Raw genomic sequence first — 20,338 nt, 5'->3', positions numbered from 1 at the left:
TCCGACGACCCCGACCGCACTGAGGAAGAGCGCCCGAACGTGACCATCAAGCCCGATCTCTCGATCCAGATCCCCGCCGAGCTCGGCGCCGTGCACTTCGTCGGCATCGGGGGTTCCGGCATGAGCGGCATCGCACGTCTGTTCATCGGCGCTGGGCATCGCGTCACGGGCTCCGACGTGCGCGACTCGGCGAACATCGCGGCGCTCCGCGAACTCGGCGCCGAGATCGCCATCGGCCACGACGCCGCGAACCTCGGCGACGCCGAAGCCGTCGTCGTCACCGGTGCGCTCTGGCAGGACAACCCCGAGTACCAGCTCGCACTCGAGCGCGGCCTGCCGGTGCTGCACCGCTCGCAGGCGCTCGCGTGGCTCATCTCGGGACAACGCCTCGTCTCGGTGGCGGGCGCGCACGGCAAGACGACGTCGACCGGCATGATCGTCACGGGCCTGCTCGCGCTCGGTGCCGACCCGAGCTTCGTCAACGGCGGCGTCATCGACGGGCTCGGCGTCTCGTCGGCGGCCGGCGAGGGCGAGCTCTTCGTCGTCGAGGCCGACGAGTCCGACGGGTCCTTCCTGCTCTACGACACCGCGGTCGCGCTCATCACGAACGTCGACCCCGACCACCTCGACCACTACGGCTCGCGCGAGGCCTTCGAGCAGGCGTTCGTCGACTTCGCCGACCGCGCCTCGGAGCTCGTGGTCATCTCCTCCGACGACGCGGGTGCGAAGCGCGTGCACGAGCGTCTCGCCCACGCGAACGTCGTCACCTTCGGCGAGGCCGCGGATGCGACGGTGCGGGTGCACTCGATCGAGACCGACGGCCCCGTGTCGTTCGTCATCGCGCACGACGGCGTCGACCACCCGGCCACGCTGCGGATCCCCGGCAAGCACAACGCGATCAACGCGGCCGGCGCCTTCGCCGTGCTCGTCGGCCTCGGCTTCGAGCCGGCCGCCGCGCTCGAGGGCATCTCGCGATTCACGGGCACGGGCCGCCGTTTCGAGCTGCACGGCACGGTCGGCGGCGTGAGCGTCTACGACGACTACGCGCACCACCCGACCGAGGTGGCGGCCGCGCTGGCCGCCGCGCGTACGGTCGTCGGCGACGGCCGCATCATCGCCGTCCACCAGCCGCACACCTACAGCCGCACCCAGGCCTTCGCGAAGGAGTTCGCCGAGGTGCTCGAGGAGTACGCCGACGAGACCGTCGTGCTCGACGTGTACGGCGCCCGCGAAGACCCGGTGCCGGGCGTCACGGGCGCCCTCGTGAGCGAACGCTTCGCCGACCACGACAAGGTCGCGTTCATCGCCGACTGGCAGCAGGCCGCCGACCACACGGCGAAGATCGCCCGCGACGGCGACTTCGTCATCACCCTCGGCTGCGGCGACGTGTACCGCATCGTGCCGCAGCTGCTCGGTTCGCTCGAGCGGGAGCGCGGGTGACGGCGGGCCGCGCGTGAAGCGGCCGCAGGGCTTCGACGGGCGCACCCCGCGGCGTCCGCGGCCGGTGACGGATGCCGCAGCCGAGGTCGTCGCTTCGGCGACGCCCCCGGCCGGTGACGCTCCGACGGCCGGTGCACCGGTCGAGACGGAAGCGCCGGCGTCGCTCCGCTACGGCGGATCCGGCGCGGCCGATCGCGTCTCGACCGAACCCATCGTGGTCGTCGAGCCGGCCGTGCGCATCCCCGTGGTGGGGGCCGCAGACGAACCGGGCACGCGGGACGTCGACCGCACGCGGGGAACCGCGGCATCCGTCGTCCCGCATGCCGTGCCGGGTGCGGCGGTCGCCGCCGACCGCCCAGCCGACGCGAAGTCGGCGAAGCGTGCGCTCGCGTCGGCCGAGCGCGAGCGACGACGTTACGAGAAGCAGGAGGTGCGTCGCTTCACGAAGCGATCGCGCCGGCGTCGCCTGACCTGGTGGATCGCCGGGGGAGCGGTCGCCCTCGTGACCGTCGGCATCGTGGCCGGCGCCTACTCGCCGCTCATGGCCCTGCGCGAGGTACGGGTCGAGGGCGCGTCGCGGATCCCCGCCGCGTCGATCGTCACCGCGTTCGACCGCGAGCTCGGCACGCCGTTGCCCCTCATCACGGGCGACGAGGTGCACCGGGCGCTCGAGGGCTTCCGGCTGATCGAGACCTACTCGGTCGAGACGATCCCTCCCGGCACCCTCGTCGTGCGCATCGTCGAGCGCACGCCCGTCGGCGTCATCGAGGCCCGCGACGGGCTCGAACTCGTCGACGGCGCCGGGGTGGTCATCGACCGGCCGAAGGAGCGCCCCGAGGGCCAGCCCCTCATCGCGGTCGACGGCGGTGTCGGCTCGGACGGCTTCAAGGCGGTGGCGGCGGTCGTGCGGAGCCTCCCGGCCGAGGTGCGCTCGCAGCTCGTCGGAGCGACGGCCGAGACACCCGACGACGTGCGGCTCGAGCTCGCGGGCGGCGTCCCGGTCGTCTGGGGCGGGGCGAACGACTCACGGCTGAAGGCCGACGTGCTGGCGAAGCTCATGGTGGTCGCGCCGCCCGACACGGTTCCGGGCTACGACGTGTCGTCGCCCGAGGCGCCCGTGACCGGCTGACCGGTCCCTCGCGACGTCATCTCGGCGGTCGGATCGCGACACGCGGGCGCGCCTTGCGCGGGGCACCCGGCTCGCGACCTACCGTCATCTCAGGAATTGCATACTCAGCAAAACTTTAACCTTCGACTAGAGGTTCAGGGTTCAGAGTTCGCACGGAAGGCCGGACATGTCGACAAACCAGAACTACCTCGCCGTCATCAAGGTGGTCGGTATCGGCGGCGGCGGTGTCAACGCCGTCAACCGCATGATCGAGCTCGGCCTGCGCGGAGTGGAATTCATCGCGATCAACACCGACGCGCAGGCGCTGCTCATGAGCGACGCCGACGTCAAGCTCGACGTCGGACGAGACCTGACCCGTGGTCTCGGCGCGGGCGCCGACCCCGAGGTGGGTCGTCGCGCTGCAGAGGACCACGCGGAGGAGATCGAGGAGGCGCTCGCGGGCGCCGACATGGTCTTCGTGACCGCGGGCGAGGGCGGCGGCACCGGTACCGGCGGCGCGCCCGTCGTCGCGCGCATCGCCAAGTCGATCGGCGCGCTCACGATCGGTGTCGTCACGAAGCCGTTCGGCTTCGAGGGCAAGCGCCGCCAGACGCAGGCCGAGCAGGGCGTCGCCCGCCTGAAGGAAGAGGTCGACACCCTCATCGTGGTGCCGAACGATCGCCTGCTCGAGATCAGCGACCGCGGCATCTCGATGCTCGAGGCGTTCGCGACGGCCGACCAGGTGCTCCTCGCCGGTGTGCAGGGCATCACCGACCTCATCACGACGCCGGGCCTCATCAACCTCGACTTCGCCGACGTCAAGTCGGTCATGCAGGGTGCCGGTTCCGCGCTCATGGGCATCGGCTCCTCGAGAGGGGCCGACCGTGCCATCAAGGCGGCGGAGCTCGCCGTCGCGAGCCCGCTGCTGGAGGCGTCGATCGACGGCGCGCACGGCGTGCTCCTCTCGATCCAGGGCGGCTCGAACCTCGGCATCTTCGAGATCAACGACGCGGCCCGACTCGTGCAGGAGGCCGTGCACCCCGAGGCGAACATCATCTTCGGCGCGGTCATCGACGACACGCTCGGCGACGAGGTGCGGGTCACCGTCATCGCCGCCGGGTTCGACGGCGGTGAGCCGAACGCGAAGCCCGTCGAAGCCAGGCGCACGAACTTCGTGCCCGCCGCCGCGGCCGCCGTCGGCGTGCCCGTCGCCGCGGGCGGCGCGGCGCTCGGCGACTCGCTGAGCGACGAGGCCGCCGACGTCATCTCCGAGATCGACATCGACGAGCTCGTGGAGACGGCGAACTGGGGCGAGGCGACGACGTCGACGGCCGACCAGATCGTCACCGACCCGGCGTTCGACGACGGCGACGACGACCTCGACATCCCCGACTTCCTCAAGTGAGCCGCTGCGAGACGAGCCGGAGGCGAGGCGCATGAGCGGCCTCGGCTTCCGGCTCGCCGCCGTGCAGTCGGCGATCGCGGATGCCGCGGCCGACGCCGGCCGCGAGGCATCCGAGATCACGACCATCGTGGTGACCAAGTTCCAGCCGGCGTCGCTCGTCGCCGACCTCGCCGCGCTCGGCGTTCGCGACGTGGGGGAGAACCGCCACCAGGAGGCGCAGGCGAAGGCGGCGGAGCTCGCCGACCTCGACCTGCGCTGGCACTTCGTCGGGCAGCTCCAGAGCAAGAAGGCGCGGCAGGTGCGCGCGTACGCCTCGGCGATCCACTCGATCGACCGGCCGGCGCTCGTCGACGTGCTCCGGTCGGAGGAGACGCTGGTCGACTGCTTCGTGCAGGTCAACCTGACGGACGACCCCGGCCGAGGCGGCGTCGCCCCTGCGGAGCTCGATGCGCTCGTCGAGCACGTGCTCGAGACGCCCGGCCTGCGCCTGCGCGGGCTCATGGCGGTCGCCCCGCTCGACGAGCCCGCTCGGCCCGCGTTCGCGCGCGTCCGCGGGCTGTCCGAGCGCATCGTGCGGCTTGCACCCGACGCGACCGCCCTGTCGATGGGGATGAGCCACGACTTCCGCGACGCGATTCTGGAGGGTGCGACACACCTGCGGATCGGAACGGCAATCACCGGGAACCGGCCGGCCGCCGGTTAGCCTCGAAGAGACGGAATACAGACGGAGGCATCGATGTCGAACCCGCTCAAGAAGACCATGGTCTACCTCGGACTCGCCGATGAGGAGTTCGAGCAGGAGGCGCCCCAAGCTGCCGCCGCGCCCGCCCCAGCGCCACCCGCGCCGGTCGTGCACGCCGCACCGGCGCCGGCACCGAAGACCGGAGCGTCGGTCACGCCGCTCCGCAAGCACCACGTCCAGCCGAGCACCCCGCAGGTGGAGATGAACGAGATCCTGACCGTGCACCCGCGCCAGTACCGTGACGCGCAGGTGATCGCCGAGTCCTTCCGCGAGGGTGTGCCGGTGATCATCAACCTCTCGCAGATGTCCGACGGCGACGCCCGTCGACTCATCGACTTCGCCAGCGGCCTCTCGCAGGGGCTCTACGGCAAGATCGAGCGGGTCACGAGCAAGGTGTTCCTGCTGTCTCCGTCGCACGTCGTGGTCTCGGGCGAGACCGGCGACGCCGAGGGCGACGTCGACGCGTCGTTCTTCACGCACGCGTAGCCGCAGGTGGGCGCACTCTCCGTCGTCTGGAACGTCCTCTACGCGCTCCTGCTCATCTACTTCTTCGTGATGTGGGGCCGGTTCGTGCTCGACCTCGTGCGGACGTTCAACCGGTCGTGGCGGCCGAGGGGCTTCTGGCTCGTCGTCGTCGAGGCCGTGTACTCCGTCACCGACCCGCCGGTGAAGTTCTTCCGGCGGGTCATTCCGCCGATCCGCATCGGGCAGGTCGCACTCGATCTCGGGTGGAGCCTCGCGATGCTGGTCGTCATCGTCGCCATGACCGTCGTGTCATGGCTGGCCGCGGCATCCGCCGTCGGCTGAGCATCTCCTGCGAGCGTGACCGGTGAAGTCGAACGCGGCTCACGACTCGCAGTCGGTGTTTGCTACCGTTAGCAGAACGTGATCGAACCGTTCGACAGATTTGAGGGTGGGAAGCCATGGCGCTAACTCCGGAAGATGTGGTCAACAAGCGCTTCCAGGCGACGAAGTTCCGGGAGGGCTACGACCAGGACGAGGTCGACGACTTCCTCGACGAGGTCGTCGTCGAGCTGCGCCGGCTGAACCAGGAGAATGACGAGCTGCGCCAGCGCGTCACGGCCGCCGAAGCCCGCGCCGCCGAGGCCGCCAGTGCACCGGCCGCCGCGCCTGCGCCCGCCGCCGTCTACACGGAGCCCGCCGCCCCGCCGCCCACCGTCGCGGTGCCGACGCAGCCGGCCGCGCCGCAGTCGGAGCTCGACGAGCAGACCTCGACGACCAACCTGCTGCAGCTCGCGCGCCGCCTCCACGAGGAGCACGTCCGCGAGGGCATCGAGAAGCGCGACGCGCTCATCGCCGAGGGTCACGCGACCGCGGCCCGCGTCGTCGCCGAGGCCGAGGCCAAGCAGCGCCAGCAGATGGGCATCCTCGACCAGGAGCGCGTCGCGCTCGAGAAGCGCGTCGACGAGCTCCGCACCTTCGAGCGCGACTACCGCGCGAAGCTGAAGAGCTACATCGAGGGTCAACTGCGCGAGCTCGACACCGCCGCCCCGGTGCAGGTGTCGGGCAACCAGGGCTTCTCGGCCCCCGCCGAGCAGCCTGCTCCGACCTTCCAGGGCTTTGGCGGCTGAGCGGGCCGCGAAGGTCGGCACCACCACCGCACTGCTGGTCCTGGCCGGCGCCGCACTCGCGGCGTACGGCCTCGACCAGTTGAGCAAGTTCCTCGTCGTCTCGAACCTCACCGAGGGTGAGATCGTGCCGGTCCTGGGCTCCGTGCTCCAGTGGCAGTTCGTGCGCAACCCGGGCGCGGCATTCTCACTCGCGAGCGGCATGACGTGGATCTTCACGATCCTCGCCGCGAGCGTGATCACGTTCATCATCTGGTTCTCCCGGCGCATCCGATCGGTCGCCTGGGCCGTGGTCTTCGGGCTGCTGCTCGGCGGCGTGCTCGGCAACCTGACCGACCGGCTCTTCCGTGAGCCGAGCTTCGGGCTCGGGCACGTGATCGACTTCATCTCGACCCCGTGGCTGCTGCCGGCCATCTACAACGTCGCCGACATGGCGATCGTGTCGAGCATGGTGCTGTTCATGATCCTCACGATCCGCGGCGTCGGGCTCGACGGCACGCGCGAGACCCGTGCAGCCAAGACCGATGGGGCGGATGCGGCGGCGTCGGCACCGCTCGACGGCGAGGCATCCACGGGCGACACGACCGCTGCCGGCGGCGCCGACGGCCCGCGCGCGGCGACCATCGCCGAGGCCTGATGGATCACCGTTCCCTGCCCGTCCCCGACGGGCTCGAGGGCAGCCGGGTCGACGCCGGCCTCGCGAAGCTGCTCGGATTCTCGCGCACGCTCGCGGCCGAGATCGCGGAGTCCGGCGGCGTGCTCGTCGACGGTGCGGTCGTCGGCAAGTCCGACCGGCTGCGCGCCGGCGGCTGGCTCGAGGTGAGCTGGGAGCCGCCGCGCACCCTCGAGGTCGAGCCGATCGCGGTGCCCGACCTCGGCATCGTGCACGACGACGACGACCTCGTCGTGGTCGACAAGCCAGCGGGCGTCGCCGCCCACCCGTCGCTCGGCTGGAACGGTCCGACGGTCGTCGGGGCACTGGCCGCCGCCGGGTTCCGCATCTCGACGTCGGGCGCACCCGAACGGCAGGGCGTCGTGCACCGGCTCGATGCCGGCACGAGCGGGCTCATGGTCGTCGCGAAGTCCGAGCGGGCCTACACCGAGCTCAAGCGCCAGTTCCACGACCGCGAGGTCGAGAAGATCTACCACACGGTCGTGCAGGGCCACCCCGACCCGCTCGCCGGCACGATCGACGCCCCCGTCGGGCGGCACCCGCGCTCCGAGTGGAAGTTCGCGGTCACCGCCGACGGCAAGCACGCCGTGACGCACTACGAGACGCTCGAGGCGTTCCCGTACGCTTCACTGCTCGAGGTGCACCTCGAGACCGGACGCACCCACCAGATCCGGGTGCACATGGCCGCGCAGCGACACCCGTGCGCGGGCGACGCGATGTACGGCGCCGATCCGACCCTGTCGGCCCGCCTCGGGCTCACGAGGCAGTGGCTGCACGCGCACGAGCTCTCGCTGACGCATCCGGGCACGGGGGAGTGGACGACCTTCGTCTCCGACTATCCGGCCGACCTCGCGCACGCGCTCGACGTGCTTCGCGGCGACTGACGTCGAGGCTTCCGCGACATCCGCCGCGACACGCCGAGCGCGTCGGCGGGTCGCCGTAGACTCGTCGCACACCCCCAGATCCACCCCGATGAGGAGCCCCGTGGCCGCCGATTCATTCGTCCATCTGCACGTGCATTCCGAGTACTCGATGCTCGACGGGGCGGCGCGGGTGGGTGAACTCATCAAGGCTGCGCAGGGGTACGAGATGCCGGCCGTCGCGGTCACCGACCACGGCAACGTCTTCGGCGCGTACGACTTCTGGAAGCAGGCGACCGACGCCGGCATCAAGCCGATCATCGGCACCGAGGCGTACCTCACGCCGGGCACGCACCGCGGCGACAAGACGCGCATCCGGTGGGGCAACGGCGGCGGCGACGATGTCTCGGGGTCGGGCGCATACACGCACATGACGCTCCTGTCCGAGACGACCGAGGGCATGCACAACCTCTTCCGGCTGTCGAGCCTGGCGTCGATCGAGGGCTACTACTTCAAGCCCCGCATGGACCGCGAGCTGCTGCAGACGTACTCGAAGGGGCTCATCGCGACGACCGGCTGTCCGTCAGGCGAGGTGCAGACGCGGCTGCGGCTCGGCCAGTACGACGAGGCCGTGAAGGCCGCGGCCGACTTCCGTGACATCTTCGGCGCCGAGAACTTCTTCTGCGAGATCATGGACCACGGACTCGGCATCGAGAAGCGCATCATGACCGACCTGCTGCGCCTTGCGAAAGACCTGAACCTCCCGCTCGTCGCCACCAACGACCTCCACTACACCCACGCACACGACGCGAAGAGCCACGCGGCGCTCCTGTGCGTGCAGTCGGGCTCGACGCTCGACGACCCCAACCGCTTCAAGTTCGATGCCGACGACTTCTACCTGAAGACCGCCGCCGAGATGCGGCAGGTCTTCCGCGATCACCCCGACGCGTGCGACAACACGCTCGCGATCGCCGAGCGCTGCAACGTGCAGTTCAACACGAACGCCAACTACATGCCGCGCTTCCCCGTGCCCGAGGGCGAGAACGAGGAGAGCTGGTTCGTGAAGGAGGTCGAGAAGGGCCTTCACGTCCGCTACCCGAACGGCATCCCGGCCGAGGTCCGCAAGCAGGCCGACTACGAGGTCGGCGTCATCAGCCAGATGGGCTTCCCGGGCTACTTCCTCGTCGTCGCCGACTTCATCAACTGGTCGAAGTCGAACGGCATCCGGGTCGGCCCGGGCCGCGGCTCGGGCGCGGGCTCGATGGCGGCCTACGCGATGAAGATCACCGACCTCGACCCGCTGCAGCACGGGCTCATCTTCGAGCGGTTCCTCAACCCCGACCGCGTCTCGATGCCCGACTTCGACGTCGACTTCGACGAGCGTCGTCGCGGCGAGGTCATCAGGTACGTGACCGAGAAGTACGGCGAGGAGCGGGTCGCCCAGATCGTCACCTACGGCACGATCAAGGCCAAGCAGGCGCTCAAGGACTCGGGCCGCGTGCTCGGATTCCCGTTCTCGATGGGCGAGAAGCTCACGAAGGCGATGCCGCCTGCGGTCATGGGCAAGGACATCCCGCTCACCGGCATCTTCGACACGAAGCACCCGCGCTACAAAGAGGCCGGCGACATCCGTGCGATCGTCGAGACCGACGCCGAGGCGAAGACCGTCTTCGAGACGGCGCTCGGGCTCGAGAACCTGAAGCGCCAGTGGGGTGTGCACGCGGCCGGTGTGATCATGTCGAGCGACCCGCTCATCGACATCATCCCGATCATGAAGCGCGAACAAGACGGTCAGATCGTCACGCAGTTCGACTACCCGGCGTGCGAGTCGCTCGGGCTCATCAAGATGGACTTCCTGGGGCTGCGCAACCTCACGATCATCGACGACGCACTCGACAACATCGAGGCGAACCGCGGATTCCGTCCGGTGCTCGAAGACCTCGCGCTCGACGACGAGGAGGCCTACGCGCTGCTCTCCCGGGGCGACACGCTCGGCGTGTTCCAGCTCGACGGCGGCCCGATGCGCGCCCTGCTGCGACTCATGAAGCCCGACAACTTCGAGGACATCTCCGCCGTCATCGCGCTGTACCGCCCGGGCCCCATGGGTGCGAACTCGCACACGAACTACGCGCTCCGCAAGAACGGCCTGCAGGAGATCACCCCGATCCATCCCGAGTTCGCCGAGTCGCTGAAGGACATCCTCGACACGAGCTACGGCCTCATCATCTACCAGGAGCAGGTGATGGCCATCGCCCAGCGCGTCGCGGGGTTCTCGCTCGGCCAGGCCGACATCCTGCGGCGCGCGATGGGCAAGAAGAAGAAGTCGGAGCTCGACAAGCAGTACGAGGGCTTCTCGGCGGGAATGAAGGCGAACGGCTACTCCGAGGAGGCGATCGGCAAGCTCTGGGAGATCCTGCTGCCGTTCTCCGACTACGCGTTCAACAAAGCCCACTCGGCCGCGTACGGCGTGCTCAGCTACTGGACCGCGTACCTCAAGGCGCACTTCCCAGCCGAGTACATGGCGGCCCTGCTCACGAGCGTCGGCGACGCGCGCGACAAGCTCGCGCTCTATCTCAACGAGTGCCGCCGCATGGGCATCAAGGTGCTGCCGCCCGACGTCAACGAGTCGATCGGGTACTTCGCGGCCGTCGGCGACGACATCCGCTTCGGGCTCGGTGCGGTGCGCAACGTCGGCTTCAACGTCGTCGACGCGATCCGCGGCGCGCGCGAGAAGGAGGGGCGCTTCGAGACGTTCCACGACTTCCTGAAGAAGTCGCCGATCCCGGTCGCGAACAAGCGCACGGTCGAGTCGCTCGTGAAGGCGGGCGCCTTCGACTCGCTCGGCCACACGCGGCGCTCGCTCGTCGAGATCCACGAGGGCGCGGTCGAGTCGGCAGTGAAGGAGAAGCGCGCCGAAGAGAACGGCGACGTCGGCTTCGACTTCGACAGCCTGTTCGACGAGCACGAGAAGGAGGCGGCGCCCTCGCTCGTGCCCGACCGGCCGGAGTGGCCGAAGAAGCAGAAGCTCGCCTTCGAGCGGGAGATGCTGGGTCTCTACGTCTCCGAGCACCCGCTCGACGGACTCGAGGCGCCCCTCGCGAAGCACGCCTCGTCGTCGATCCTCGACCTGATGACCTCCGAGTCCACCCAAGACGGCGACACGGTCGTCGTCGCGGGCCTCGTGACGAGCGTGCAGCATCGCATCGCGAAGGCCTCGGGCAACCAGTACGGCATGATCCAGGTCGAGGACTTCTCGGGTGAGATCACCGTTATGTTCATGGGCAAGGCGTACCAGGAGTTCGCTCCCGGACTGCAGGCCGACACCATCGCCGTCGTGCGAGGCAGGGTCAGCATGCGCGACGACGGCATGAACCTCCACGCGCACAGCGTCTTCACGCCCGACCTCGGCCAGGACGACGACGCCGGACTGGTCAAGATCTCGATACCCGACCAGCGCGCCACTCCCGAACTCACGGCGGCGCTCAAGGAGATCCTGATGCGCCATCGAGGCGAGACCGAAGTGCGATTGACGCTGACCAAGGGGCGCACCGGGCGGGTGTTCGAGATCCACCAGTACCCGGTCAAGGTGACGGCCGACTTCTACGGTGAGCTCAAGAGCCTGCTCGGCCCCGGCTGCCTTCTGTGACGTCCGGTCGGAGCGTCGTGCGCGGCGCTCGGTAGGCTGAAGTCACCATGCTGCGCACGATCGACCTCCGCGGAACCCGCCCATCCACGAGCGAGCTGCTCGCCCTCGTGCCGCGTGCGGCCACCGACGTCTCGGCCGCGCTCGAGCCTGCGCGGGGGCTGATCGATGACGTGCGCGAGCGCGGCGAGGCCGCCCTCGTGGAGCAGGCAGAACGCTTCGACCGGGTGACTCCGCCGTCTGTGCGGGTGCCCGCGGCCGAGCTCGCGGCGGCCCGCGACGGGCTTGCTCCCGAGATCCGCGACGCGATCGAGCGCACGATCGAACGCGTGCGCGCCGCGAGTGCCGCGCAGGTACCGGCGCCGCAGCGTACGGTGCTCGGTGCGGGCGCCGTCATCGAGCAGCGCTGGCAGCCCGTCGGACGGGTCGGCCTGTACGTGCCGGGGGGCAAGGCGGTCTATCCGTCGAGCGTCGTCATGAACGTCGTCCCGGCGCAGGTCGCGGGGGTCGGCTCGATCGCGCTCGCGTCGCCGCCGCAGGCCGAGCACGGCGGGCGCGTGCACCCGACCATCGCGGGCGCTGCCGCTCTGCTCGGCATCACCGAGGTGTACGCGATGGGCGGCGCCGGCGCGATCGGGGCCTTCGCGCACGGCGTGCCCGGTCTCGGGCTCGAGCCGGTGCAACTCGTCACGGGTCCGGGCAACGTGTACGTCGCGGCGGCCAAGCGCGTCGTGCAGGGGGTCACCGGCATCGACGCGGAGGCGGGGCCGACCGACATCCTCGTCATCGCCGACGCCGCGGCCGACGCCGATTTCGTCGCCGCCGACCTGATCAGCCAGGCCGAGCACGACGAGCTCGCCGCCGCCGTGCTCGTGACCGACTCGCCCGAATTCGCCGAGCGCGTGCTCGAGCGCCTCGCGACGCGGTCGACGGCGACGAAGCACGGCGACCGCATCCACCAGGCCCTGAGCGGCGCCCAATCGGCCCTCGTGCACGTCGACGACCTCGAGCAGGCCGCCGCGTTCGCGAACGCGTTCGGCCCCGAGCACCTCGAGATCCAGGTTCGTGACGTCGACGCGGTGCTCGCGCGCGTCGAGAACGCGGGTGCGATCTTCGTCGGTCCGTACTCGCCCGTGAGCCTCGGCGACTACGCGGCCGGATCGAACCACGTGCTGCCCACCGGCGGGCAGGCGCGGTTCGCCGCCGGCCTCTCGGCGGCGACCTTCCTGCGCCCGCAGCAGGTCGTCCGGTACGACGAGCAGGCGCTGCGCGAGGTCGCCCCGGTGATCGCGGCGCTCTCGAACGAGGAGGACCTGCCGGCGCACGGCGAGGCCGTGACTGCACGGTTCCGCGCGGAGTGACGACGCCCGCGCGCCGCTAGGCTGGGGACACCATGTACTGCCCCTTCTGCCGCCATCCCGATTCGCGCGTCATCGACTCCCGCACGAGCGACGACGGACTGTCGATCCGCCGCCGTCGGCAGTGCCCCGAGTGCGGCCGTCGCTTCTCGACCACCGAGACGGCGAGCCTCGTCGTGATCAAGCGGTCGGGCGTCATCGAGCCGTTCAGCCGCGAGAAGGTCGTGCTCGGCGTCAAGAAGGCGTGCCAGGGGCGCCCGGTGACCGACTCCGATCTCGCGGTGCTCGCGCAGAAGGTCGAGGAGACCATCCGCTCGACGGGTGCGTCGCAGATCGAGGCGAACGACATCGGCCTCGCGATCCTGCCGCCGCTGCGCGAGCTCGACGAGGTCGCCTACCTGCGCTTCGCGAGCGTCTACCAGGCGTTCGACTCGCTCGACGACTTCGAGTCGGCGATCGAGCAGCTCCGCGAGGAGCACGGCCGGCTGCCCGCACGGCCCGTCGAGTGACGGCTCGGGCCGCGCGACCGGTAGCCTGAGTCCGGCATGTATCGACTCCTCTTCTCCCTCTTCCTGACGAAGCTCGACCCCGAGGACGCGCACCACCTGGCCTTCCGGGTGATCCGCGCGCTCCCGACGCTCGGCTTCGGCCGGCTCGTCGAACGCTTCACCGCGCCCGACCCGTCGCTCGCCGTGGAGGCGCTCGGCCTGCGATTCCCGTCGCCGTTCGGTGTGGCCGCGGGCTTCGACAAGGACGCCCGTGCGGTGCTCGGCCTCGGAAACCTGGGCTTCGGCCACGTCGAGGTCGGCACGATCACCGCGATCGCGCAGCCCGGCAACGAACGGCCGCGGCTGTTCCGGCTCGTCGAGGATCGCGCGCTCGTCAACCGCATGGGCTTCAACAACGGCGGGGCGGATGCCGCGGCCGGGCGTCTCTCCCGGCTGTCGCGTCGCACGCACCGACCCGTGCTCGGCGTCAACATCGGCAAGAGCCGGGTCACCGCGGTCGAAGACGCGGTGGGCGACTACGTGCGCAGCGCGAAGCTGCTGGCCCCGTACGCCGACTATCTCGTCGTCAACGTGAGCTCGCCGAACACGCCGGGTCTCCGCGGCCTGCAGGAGCTCGACGCCCTCGCACCGCTCCTCGAGGCGGTGCGCGAGGCGTGCGGAACGACGCCGCTGCTCGTGAAGATCGCCCCTGATCTCGCCGACGCCGAGATCGAGCGCATCTGCGAGCTCGTCGTGCGGCTGAAGCTCGACGGGATCATCGCGACCAACACGACGATCTCGCGCGAGGGACTCCGCACGGACGCATCCCGGGTCGAGGCCATCGGTGCGGGCGGCCTGTCGGGCGCGCCGCTCGCGGAGCGGTCGCTCGAGGTGCTGCGTCTCGTACGCCGCAACGTGCCCGACGCGCTCTGCGTGATCTCGGTCGGCGGCGTCGAGACCGCGGCCGACGTGCAGGACAGGCTGGATGCGGGCGCGAACCTCGTCCAGGGGTACTCGGCGTTCATCTACCGGGGGCCGTTCTGGGCGCGGCAGGTCAACCGCGGGCTCGCGTCGTTCCGCCGCTCGCGCGATCGCGCGATCGCACGGTAGCCTTCCGGCTGCGGTCGACGGCTCGTCAGACGACGCCGACCTCGGCGAGCCCGTCGGCGATCGTCGACCCGTCGCTCGCTGAGACCCACGGCACGTCGGTGCCGTGCTCCTCGGCCTTCGTGCGACCGCCCGCGAGCACGGCCTCGCCCGTCGACAGCCGGCGGATCGCGATCGCGGCGACGCGCTCGGGATGCTCCGCCGCGAACCGGGCGTAGAGGTCCTCGTCGTGCTGGCCGTCGTCGCCGATGAGCAGCCAGCGCACGTTGGGGAACTCCTCGGCGAGACGCCGGAGGTTCTCCTCCTTGTGCTCGCGGCCGCTGCGGAACCAGCGGTCGTGCGTGGGCCCCCAGTCGGTCAGGAGGAGCGGGCCCGCGGGGAAGAGGTTGCGCGAGAGGAACCGGGTGAGCGTCGGTGCGACGTTCCACGCGCCCGTCGACAGGTAGATCACGGGCGATCCGGGATGCGACCGGGCGAGTCGCTCGAACAGCACCGCCATGCCGGGCGTGGGGATGCGGGCGTGCTCGTCGAGCACGAACGTGTTCCACGCGGCGACGAGCGGGCGGGGGAGCGCGGTCACCATGACCGTGTCGTCGACGTCGCTGATGATGCCGAAGTCGACGTCGGGTCCGACGATGCGGATCGGGGCCTCGACGGGCTCGGCCCCCTCGGTGCTGAGCGTCGCACGGTGCCAACCGGGTGCGAGCGAGACCGGCACGGTCGTGTCGACGACGCCGCCCCGGTCGGCGAGCACCTCGATCGTCTGGCCGCCGACCTCGATGAGTACCGGGACGTCGCCCACCGGCACGCTCGTGAAGCTCCGCCAGCCGCGGATGCCCTGCTCGCCGCGCTTGCGCCGGCGCTTGGACTTCTCGTCGGCGGCGACGGGCTTCGACAGCAGCACCCGGCAGAACACGCGGACCCACTCGGTCGATCCGTAGCCGGTGTACGGCACGACGGTCGGCACGTGCCCACGACGACGTGCGCCGCGTGAGCGGACGTCGTGGAACCAGTCCTCGACGCGCGCGGCGCGATGCCGGACCTGACGCTCTCGAGAACCGGGCGGGGTGGGGGAGCTCGCCGGCATCCACTCAGTCTGTCATGCACGGGGGACACGTCGCGAAACGACGGGTGCACGCCGGGTGTTCGACGCCCGGTAGAGTGGACCGAGCAACTGAGGAGGTTCCGTGCCGAACATCGACCTGATCCTCGGGGCCGATCCGAGCCGGAGGCGCTCGGTTCGCACCGAGCCGACGCAGCGTCGTTCCAGCCAGCGTCTCGACGCGCTGCTCGACGCCGCCGCCGAGATCGTCGACGAATCGGGGTTCGAGCGGCTGACGACCCAGATGGTCGCCGAGCGCGCCGGCGCGTCGATCGGAACCGTCTACCGCTACTTCCCCGACCGCGTCGCGGTGCTCTACGCGCTGCGCGAGCGGTCGGTGCACCGCTACCGCGAGCGCGTCGCCGACGAGATGGCCGGCACCGAGCTCGACTCGTGGTGGACCGTCGTCGACGTCGCGCTCGACGTGAGCGCGAAGATGTACGCGGGGGAGCCCGGGTTCAGCGTCGTGCACGCCGCGCAGCGCGAACTCGCCGAGGGCGATGTCGAGCCCGAGTTCGCGCATCGCATGGCCCGACTCATCGAGGCCGAGTTCGGCAGCGAGGGCGACCAGGCCGAGCTGCGGTTCCGGCTCGGCGTCGCGATGGAGATCGGCGACGCGCTCATCAGCCGCGCCTACGAGCGCGCGGCCGGCGGCGACGAGCGCTACCTCGCGGAGGCGAAGCGGCTCGTGCACGACTACCTCGCCGAGCACCTCGGCAGCGCGCTCGCGGCGTCGTCAGCCGCCTGACGACTCGCGGGGCCACCCGTTGCGCTCGCGGCGCGATCGGTGTTTGGCTTGGAGCTGCACCTCGCAGCGACCGCCGACGACGGGATTGAGCCAGCATGATCGAGTTCCGCGGCGTGTCCAAGCGCTTCCCCGACGGCACGCTCGCCGTCTCGGGGGTGGACATCGTCATCCCGCCGCGGAAGACGACCGTGTTCGTGGGGTCGTCGGGGTCGGGCAAGACGACGCTCCTGCGCATGATCAACCGCATGGTCGATCCCACCGGCGGGCAGGTGCTCATCGACGGCACGGACGTGGCGACCGTCGAGCCCGTCGCGCTCCGCCGCAGCATCGGCTACGTCATGCAGAACTCGGGACTGCTGCCGCACCGCAAGGTCATCGACAACGTGGCGACGGTGCCGCTCCTGCGCGGCGTGCGCAGGCGCGAGGCGCACGCCAGGGCGCTCGAGCTCCTCGACACCGTCGGCCTCGACCGGTCGCTCGCCGACAAGTACCCGAGCCAGCTGTCGGGCGGCCAGCAGCAGCGCGTGGGCGTCGCGCGGGGCCTCGCGGTCGACCCGAACATCCTGCTCATGGACGAGCCGTTCGGCGCGGTCGACCCGATCGTGCGGTCGGAGCTCCAGCAGGAACTGTTGCGCCTGCAGGGCGAGCTCGGCAAGACGGTGGTGTTCGTGACCCACGACATCGACGAGGCCTTCCTGCTCGGCGACCAGGTTGTGATCATGCAGCAGGGTGGCCGGATCTCGCAGGCGGCGTCGCCCGCCGAGATCCTCGCGCGCCCGGCCGACGAGTTCGTCGCCGACTTCGTCGGGGCCGACCGAGGCAAGCGGCGACTGCACGTGACCGAGGTCGACGGCCGGCGCGTCGTCGTCGACGACGACGGGCGGGCGGCGGGAGTGCTCGCCTCGTGAAGTGGCTCTGGTCGAACCTCGACCTGGTCTGGGAGCTGACGCTCGTGCACCTGGCTTTGTCGGTGCCCGCGATCATACTGAGCTTCGTGATCTCCGTTCCGATCGGCTGGGCGGCGCACCGCTACCGGTGGTCGCGCGGTGTGCTGCTCTCGCTGTGCGGGTTGCTGTACGCGATTCCGTCGCTCGCCCTGTTCATCGCGCTTCCCGCGCTCACCGGGCTCGGTCTGCGGTCACCGTTCAATCTGATCATCGCGCTCACGCTCTACGGCATCGCCGTCATCGTGCGCACCGCGGCGGATGCGTTCGACGCGGTCGATCCCGACATCCGGCAGTCGGCCACGGCGCTCGGGTACTCGGCCGGGCGCCGATTCTGGGGCGTCGAGCTCCCGCTCGCCGGGCCGGTGCTGCTCTCGGGCCTGCGCGTCGTGATCGTCAGCACGGTGAGCCTGGCGACGGTCGGCGCGGTGATCGGCGTCCAGAGCCTCGGCAGCCTCTTCACCGACGGCTTCCAGCGCGGCATCCAGGCCGAGATCGTGACCGGCATCGTCATGACCATCGTCGTCGCACTCGTGCTCGACGCGCTCGCGGTGCTCGGCGGGCGGCTGCTGCTTCCGTGGACGCGGCGCGGCGGGGCCGGGAGCGGCCGAGGGCAATCGGTGCTCGTCGACGAACCGGACGTGGTCGCATGAACCTGTTCGTCGAGGCGTTCGCCTGGCTCGTCGATCCCGCGAACTGGTCGGGCCCGGGCGGCATCCCCGTCCGGCTCGGGCAGCACCTGCTCATCTCCGTCGTGGTGCTCGTGATCACAGCGCTCATCGCCCTGCCGCTCGGCGCCTTCATCGGCCATTCGGGGCGCGGCAAGCAGTTCGTGATCATGACGTCGGGCGGACTGCGCGCGCTGCCGACGCTCGGCTTGCTGACCCTCTTCGGCACGTGGCTCGGCATCGGCCTCTCCGCCCCGATCCTCGCGCTCGTCGTGCTCGCGATCCCGCCCTTGCTCGCGGGGACGTACGCCGGGTTCGAGTCGGTCGACCGTCGCACGATCGACGCCGCGCGCGCCGTCGGCATGGCGGAGCGGCAGGTCGTCGGCCGCGTCGAGCTCCCGCTCGGGCTGCCGCTCATCGTCGGCGGCATCCGATCGGGCATGCTGCAGATCGTCGCGACGGCGACGCTCGCCGCGTACATCGCCGACTTCGGGCTCGGGCGCTTCATCTTCGCGGGCCTCAAGACGCGTGACTACGCCGAGATGCTCGGCGGCTCGATCCTCGTCATCCTCCTCGCGCTCGTCATCGACGGGTGCTTCGCGATCGTCCAGCGGGTCGCCGTGCCCGCCGGCGTGCGGGCGACCCGCACCACGCAGCCTCGCTCGCGACCGACCCGGTCGCGAGTGACCACGGGGCAACCCGTCCACGAAGGGAATCGATCATGATCACAGCAGGAAAAGGCCGGCTCGTCGCGCTCGCGGCGGTCGCGGTCGGGGCGACAGTGGCCCTGGCAGGGTGTGCATCGGGTGATCCGCTCGACAGCGGCTCGGAGACCGCGGCGAGCGGTGAGACGCTCGTCGTCGGTTCGCAGGACTACTACTCGAACGAGATCATCGCCGAGCTCTACGCACAGGCGCTCGAGGCCAACGGCTTCACGGTGCAGCGCGACTTCCGCATCGGGCAGCGCGAGGTCTACATCCCCGACATCGAGAGCGGGGCGATCGACGTCTTCCCCGAGTACACCGGCAACCTGCTCCAGTACTACGTGCCCGACACGAAGGCGACGACCGCCGACGACGTCTACGCCGAGCTCGAGACGTCGCTGCCCGACGGGCTCCGCGTGCTCGACCAGTCGTCCGCGACCGACCAGGACTCGTACAACGTCACCAAGGAGTTCTCCGAGCAGAACGGCGTCACGAGCCTCGAAGACCTCGCGAAGGTGACGACGCCGCTCACGCTCGGCGGCAATTCCGAGCTCGCGACCCGCCCCTACGGACCCGATGGGCTGAAGTCGGTCTACGGCGTCGACGTGGCGTTCACGCCGATCGAGGACTCGGGCGGCCCGCTCACGATCAAGGCCCTGGAGGACGGCGATGTGCAGATCGTCAACATCTTCAGTGCGAACCCGGCGATCGCGACGAGCGATCTCGTCACGCTCGATGACCCGAAGGGGCTGTTCCTCGCCTCGAACGTCGTGCCCGTCGTGAGCAAGAAGGTCGACGACAAGGCGGCCGAGGTCATCAACACCGTGAGCGCGGCGCTGACCGCCGAGGAGCTCGTCGCACTCAATGCGAAGAGCGTCGACGACCAGGAGTCGGCGGAGCAGATCGCGAGCGACTGGCTCGCCGAGCAGAAGCTGTTCTGAACCCGGTCGTCGAGTGACTCAACGCTCGACGTCGTGGTGCGAGGGGTCGGATGCCGCGGCATCCGACCCCTCGTCGTCGCTGCCGCTCGACGCGACGGCGGTGGACCCGCCGGCGACCGCGTCGGCGGCCGGGCCATCGGCGGCTGCGGCGCCGGCGCCGGCCATGTGCTTCGCCTCCGAGCGCACGATGAGCTTCTTCGCGAGCAACACGATGAGCAGGAACACGACGATCACGCCGACGAACAGGTAGCCGGCCCAGTGCAACTCACGACTGAGCTCGCGATAGCTGCCGGCGGCGAGCCACCCCACCGTGACGTAGGCGAACGACCAGAGGACGCAGGCTGGGAGCGTCCACGCGATGAACTTGCGATAGCGCATCGTGCTCATGCCGACGGTCAGCGGGATGAGCGAGTGCAGTACCGGCAGGAACCGCGAGATGAAGATCGCGGGGCCGCCACGACGATCGAGGTAGCGCTGGGCGCGGTGCCAATGGTCCTCGCCGATCTTCCGGCCGAGGCGCGAGTGCTGCAGGTGCGGGCCGAACCAATGGCCCACACCGAAGCCGATGCTCTCGCCGATGAGTGCGCCGATGATGACGGCGATCGCGAGCGCGAAGTACTGGGTCAGATCTTCGATGCCGGTCGCCGCGACGAGCACGATCGTGTCGCCGGGTACGACGAGTCCGATGAGCACGCTCGTCTCGAGCATGACGCCGACACCCGCGAGGAGCGTCCTCACGATCGGGTCGACCGATTGGACCGTGTTCAGGATCCAGTCGAGGATCTCGTTCATCGTTCGAGCGTATCGAGCGCCAGCTG

At 70.2% G+C, this 20,338-nt stretch carries 20 protein-coding genes; 18 read left to right on the top strand and 2 right to left on the bottom strand.

Annotated elements, in window-relative coordinates; translation table 11 throughout:
- Positions 1 to 39 precede the first annotated feature (39 nt).
- The 13 genes from murC to MUN74_RS00295 all read left to right on the top strand — a co-directional run bounded on the left by murC (position 40) and on the right by MUN74_RS00295 (position 14,416).
- On the top strand, positions 40 to 1,440 hold the full coding sequence (gene murC, locus MUN74_RS00355) for a UDP-N-acetylmuramate--L-alanine ligase (protein ID WP_244854344.1): 1,401 nt from the start codon (positions 40 to 42) through the stop codon (positions 1,438 to 1,440).
- 13 nt (positions 1,441 to 1,453) lie between these two features.
- Positions 1,454 to 2,569 (top strand): cell division protein FtsQ/DivIB, encoded by a 1,116-nt coding sequence (locus MUN74_RS00350; protein WP_244854342.1) that lies wholly within the window; start codon positions 1,454 to 1,456, stop codon positions 2,567 to 2,569.
- Positions 2,570 to 2,735: 166 nt separating this feature from the next.
- Complete coding sequence (ftsZ, locus tag MUN74_RS00345; protein WP_244854340.1) at positions 2,736 to 3,953, top strand: cell division protein FtsZ; 1,218 nt, start codon at positions 2,736 to 2,738, stop codon at positions 3,951 to 3,953.
- Positions 3,954 to 3,984: 31 nt separating this feature from the next.
- Positions 3,985 to 4,656: a YggS family pyridoxal phosphate-dependent enzyme gene (locus MUN74_RS00340; RefSeq protein WP_244854338.1), complete on the top strand. Its 672-nt coding sequence runs from the start codon at positions 3,985 to 3,987 to the stop codon at positions 4,654 to 4,656.
- 33 nt (positions 4,657 to 4,689) lie between these two features.
- Positions 4,690 to 5,181: a cell division protein SepF gene (locus tag MUN74_RS00335; protein ID WP_244854336.1), complete on the top strand. Its 492-nt coding sequence runs from the start codon at positions 4,690 to 4,692 to the stop codon at positions 5,179 to 5,181.
- A gap of 6 nt (positions 5,182 to 5,187) precedes the next feature.
- Positions 5,188 to 5,502 (top strand): YggT family protein, encoded by a 315-nt coding sequence (locus MUN74_RS00330; protein WP_244854334.1) that lies wholly within the window; start codon positions 5,188 to 5,190, stop codon positions 5,500 to 5,502.
- 116 nt (positions 5,503 to 5,618) lie between these two features.
- The gene (locus MUN74_RS00325) at positions 5,619 to 6,287 is read left to right on the top strand and encodes a DivIVA domain-containing protein (RefSeq protein WP_244854332.1); all 669 of its coding nucleotides are present in this window, start codon (positions 5,619 to 5,621) and stop codon (positions 6,285 to 6,287) included.
- Positions 6,277 to 6,921 carry a signal peptidase II gene (gene lspA, locus MUN74_RS00320; RefSeq protein WP_244854330.1) on the top strand — a complete coding sequence of 215 codons (645 nt, stop codon included), beginning with the start codon at positions 6,277 to 6,279 and terminating at the stop codon, positions 6,919 to 6,921. Before MUN74_RS00325 ends, lspA begins: the two co-directional genes overlap by 11 nt.
- Positions 6,921 to 7,841 carry an RluA family pseudouridine synthase gene (locus MUN74_RS00315; protein WP_244854328.1) on the top strand — a complete coding sequence of 307 codons (921 nt, stop codon included), beginning with the start codon at positions 6,921 to 6,923 and terminating at the stop codon, positions 7,839 to 7,841. Before lspA ends, MUN74_RS00315 begins: the two co-directional genes overlap by 1 nt.
- A gap of 148 nt (positions 7,842 to 7,989) precedes the next feature.
- Positions 7,990 to 11,463, top strand: coding sequence for a DNA polymerase III subunit alpha (gene dnaE / locus MUN74_RS00310; protein ID WP_244856506.1), 3,474 nt, complete (start codon positions 7,990 to 7,992; stop codon positions 11,461 to 11,463).
- Between the two features lie 47 nt (positions 11,464 to 11,510).
- On the top strand, positions 11,511 to 12,821 hold the full coding sequence (hisD, locus tag MUN74_RS00305) for a histidinol dehydrogenase (RefSeq protein ID WP_244854327.1): 1,311 nt from the start codon (positions 11,511 to 11,513) through the stop codon (positions 12,819 to 12,821).
- Positions 12,822 to 12,853: 32 nt separating this feature from the next.
- On the top strand, positions 12,854 to 13,327 hold the full coding sequence (nrdR, locus tag MUN74_RS00300; RefSeq protein ID WP_022893331.1) for a transcriptional regulator NrdR: 474 nt from the start codon (positions 12,854 to 12,856) through the stop codon (positions 13,325 to 13,327).
- Positions 13,328 to 13,363: 36 nt separating this feature from the next.
- Complete coding sequence (locus tag MUN74_RS00295) at positions 13,364 to 14,416, top strand: quinone-dependent dihydroorotate dehydrogenase (protein WP_244854325.1); 1,053 nt, start codon at positions 13,364 to 13,366, stop codon at positions 14,414 to 14,416.
- A 25-nt stretch (positions 14,417 to 14,441) separates the two neighbouring features.
- Here the strand turns inward: MUN74_RS00295 and MUN74_RS00290 are convergent, their stop codons facing one another.
- A complete protein-coding gene (locus MUN74_RS00290) occupies positions 14,442 to 15,500 on the bottom strand; it encodes an App1 family protein (RefSeq protein WP_244854323.1) in 1,059 nt (352 codons plus the stop codon).
- 100 nt (positions 15,501 to 15,600) lie between these two features.
- Here MUN74_RS00290 and MUN74_RS00285 point away from each other — a divergent pair, with 100 nt between their 5' ends.
- The 5 genes from MUN74_RS00285 to MUN74_RS00265 all read left to right on the top strand — a co-directional run bounded on the left by MUN74_RS00285 (position 15,601) and on the right by MUN74_RS00265 (position 19,520).
- Entirely contained in the window at positions 15,601 to 16,263 is a 663-nt protein-coding gene (locus tag MUN74_RS00285) for a TetR/AcrR family transcriptional regulator (RefSeq protein ID WP_244854321.1), read from the top strand.
- Positions 16,264 to 16,358: 95 nt separating this feature from the next.
- The gene (locus tag MUN74_RS00280; RefSeq protein ID WP_244854319.1) at positions 16,359 to 17,171 is read left to right on the top strand and encodes an ABC transporter ATP-binding protein; all 813 of its coding nucleotides are present in this window, start codon (positions 16,359 to 16,361) and stop codon (positions 17,169 to 17,171) included.
- Complete coding sequence (locus MUN74_RS00275) at positions 17,168 to 17,860, top strand: ABC transporter permease (protein WP_244854317.1); 693 nt, start codon at positions 17,168 to 17,170, stop codon at positions 17,858 to 17,860. Before MUN74_RS00280 ends, MUN74_RS00275 begins: the two co-directional genes overlap by 4 nt.
- Entirely contained in the window at positions 17,857 to 18,600 is a 744-nt protein-coding gene (locus MUN74_RS00270) for an ABC transporter permease (RefSeq protein WP_244854315.1), read from the top strand. Before MUN74_RS00275 ends, MUN74_RS00270 begins: the two co-directional genes overlap by 4 nt.
- Complete coding sequence (locus MUN74_RS00265; protein WP_244854313.1) at positions 18,597 to 19,520, top strand: ABC transporter substrate-binding protein; 924 nt, start codon at positions 18,597 to 18,599, stop codon at positions 19,518 to 19,520. The genes MUN74_RS00270 and MUN74_RS00265 overlap by 4 nt, the downstream gene beginning before the upstream one ends.
- 18 nt (positions 19,521 to 19,538) lie before the next feature.
- Here MUN74_RS00265 and MUN74_RS00260 read toward each other — a convergent pair whose 3' ends face one another.
- Positions 19,539 to 20,312 carry a DedA family protein gene (locus tag MUN74_RS00260; protein ID WP_244854311.1) on the bottom strand — a complete coding sequence of 258 codons (774 nt, stop codon included), beginning with the start codon at positions 20,310 to 20,312 and terminating at the stop codon, positions 19,539 to 19,541.
- Between the last annotated feature and the right edge of the window lie 26 nt (positions 20,313 to 20,338).

Origin of the sequence: Agromyces sp. H17E-10 (assembly GCF_022919715.1) — a bacterium.
Lineage (GTDB): Bacteria > Actinomycetota > Actinomycetes > Actinomycetales > Microbacteriaceae > Agromyces.
The sequence above is the reverse complement of the archived record's forward strand: the minus strand, read 5'-3'. Positions and strand labels throughout refer to the sequence as shown.

Coding starts and splice junctions, on each gene's coding strand:
- dnaE (WP_244856506.1), top strand. CDS start 7,990: ATGCTCGACGGGGCGGCGCGGGTGGGTGAACTCATCAAGGCTGCGCAG.
- MUN74_RS00290 (WP_244854323.1), bottom strand. CDS start 15,500: ATGCCGGCGAGCTCCCCCACCCCGCCCGGTTCTCGAGAGCGTCAGGTC.
- ftsZ (WP_244854340.1), top strand. CDS start 2,736: ATGTCGACAAACCAGAACTACCTCGCCGTCATCAAGGTGGTCGGTATC.
- MUN74_RS00265 (WP_244854313.1), top strand. CDS start 18,597: ATGATCACAGCAGGAAAAGGCCGGCTCGTCGCGCTCGCGGCGGTCGCG.
- MUN74_RS00340 (WP_244854338.1), top strand. CDS start 3,985: ATGAGCGGCCTCGGCTTCCGGCTCGCCGCCGTGCAGTCGGCGATCGCG.
- MUN74_RS00295 (WP_244854325.1), top strand. CDS start 13,364: ATGTATCGACTCCTCTTCTCCCTCTTCCTGACGAAGCTCGACCCCGAG.
- MUN74_RS00280 (WP_244854319.1), top strand. CDS start 16,359: ATGATCGAGTTCCGCGGCGTGTCCAAGCGCTTCCCCGACGGCACGCTC.
- MUN74_RS00315 (WP_244854328.1), top strand. CDS start 6,921: ATGGATCACCGTTCCCTGCCCGTCCCCGACGGGCTCGAGGGCAGCCGG.
- hisD (WP_244854327.1), top strand. CDS start 11,511: ATGCTGCGCACGATCGACCTCCGCGGAACCCGCCCATCCACGAGCGAG.
- MUN74_RS00335 (WP_244854336.1), top strand. CDS start 4,690: ATGTCGAACCCGCTCAAGAAGACCATGGTCTACCTCGGACTCGCCGAT.
- nrdR (WP_022893331.1), top strand. CDS start 12,854: ATGTACTGCCCCTTCTGCCGCCATCCCGATTCGCGCGTCATCGACTCC.
- MUN74_RS00270 (WP_244854315.1), top strand. CDS start 17,857: ATGAACCTGTTCGTCGAGGCGTTCGCCTGGCTCGTCGATCCCGCGAAC.
- MUN74_RS00325 (WP_244854332.1), top strand. CDS start 5,619: ATGGCGCTAACTCCGGAAGATGTGGTCAACAAGCGCTTCCAGGCGACG.
- MUN74_RS00260 (WP_244854311.1), bottom strand. CDS start 20,312: ATGAACGAGATCCTCGACTGGATCCTGAACACGGTCCAATCGGTCGAC.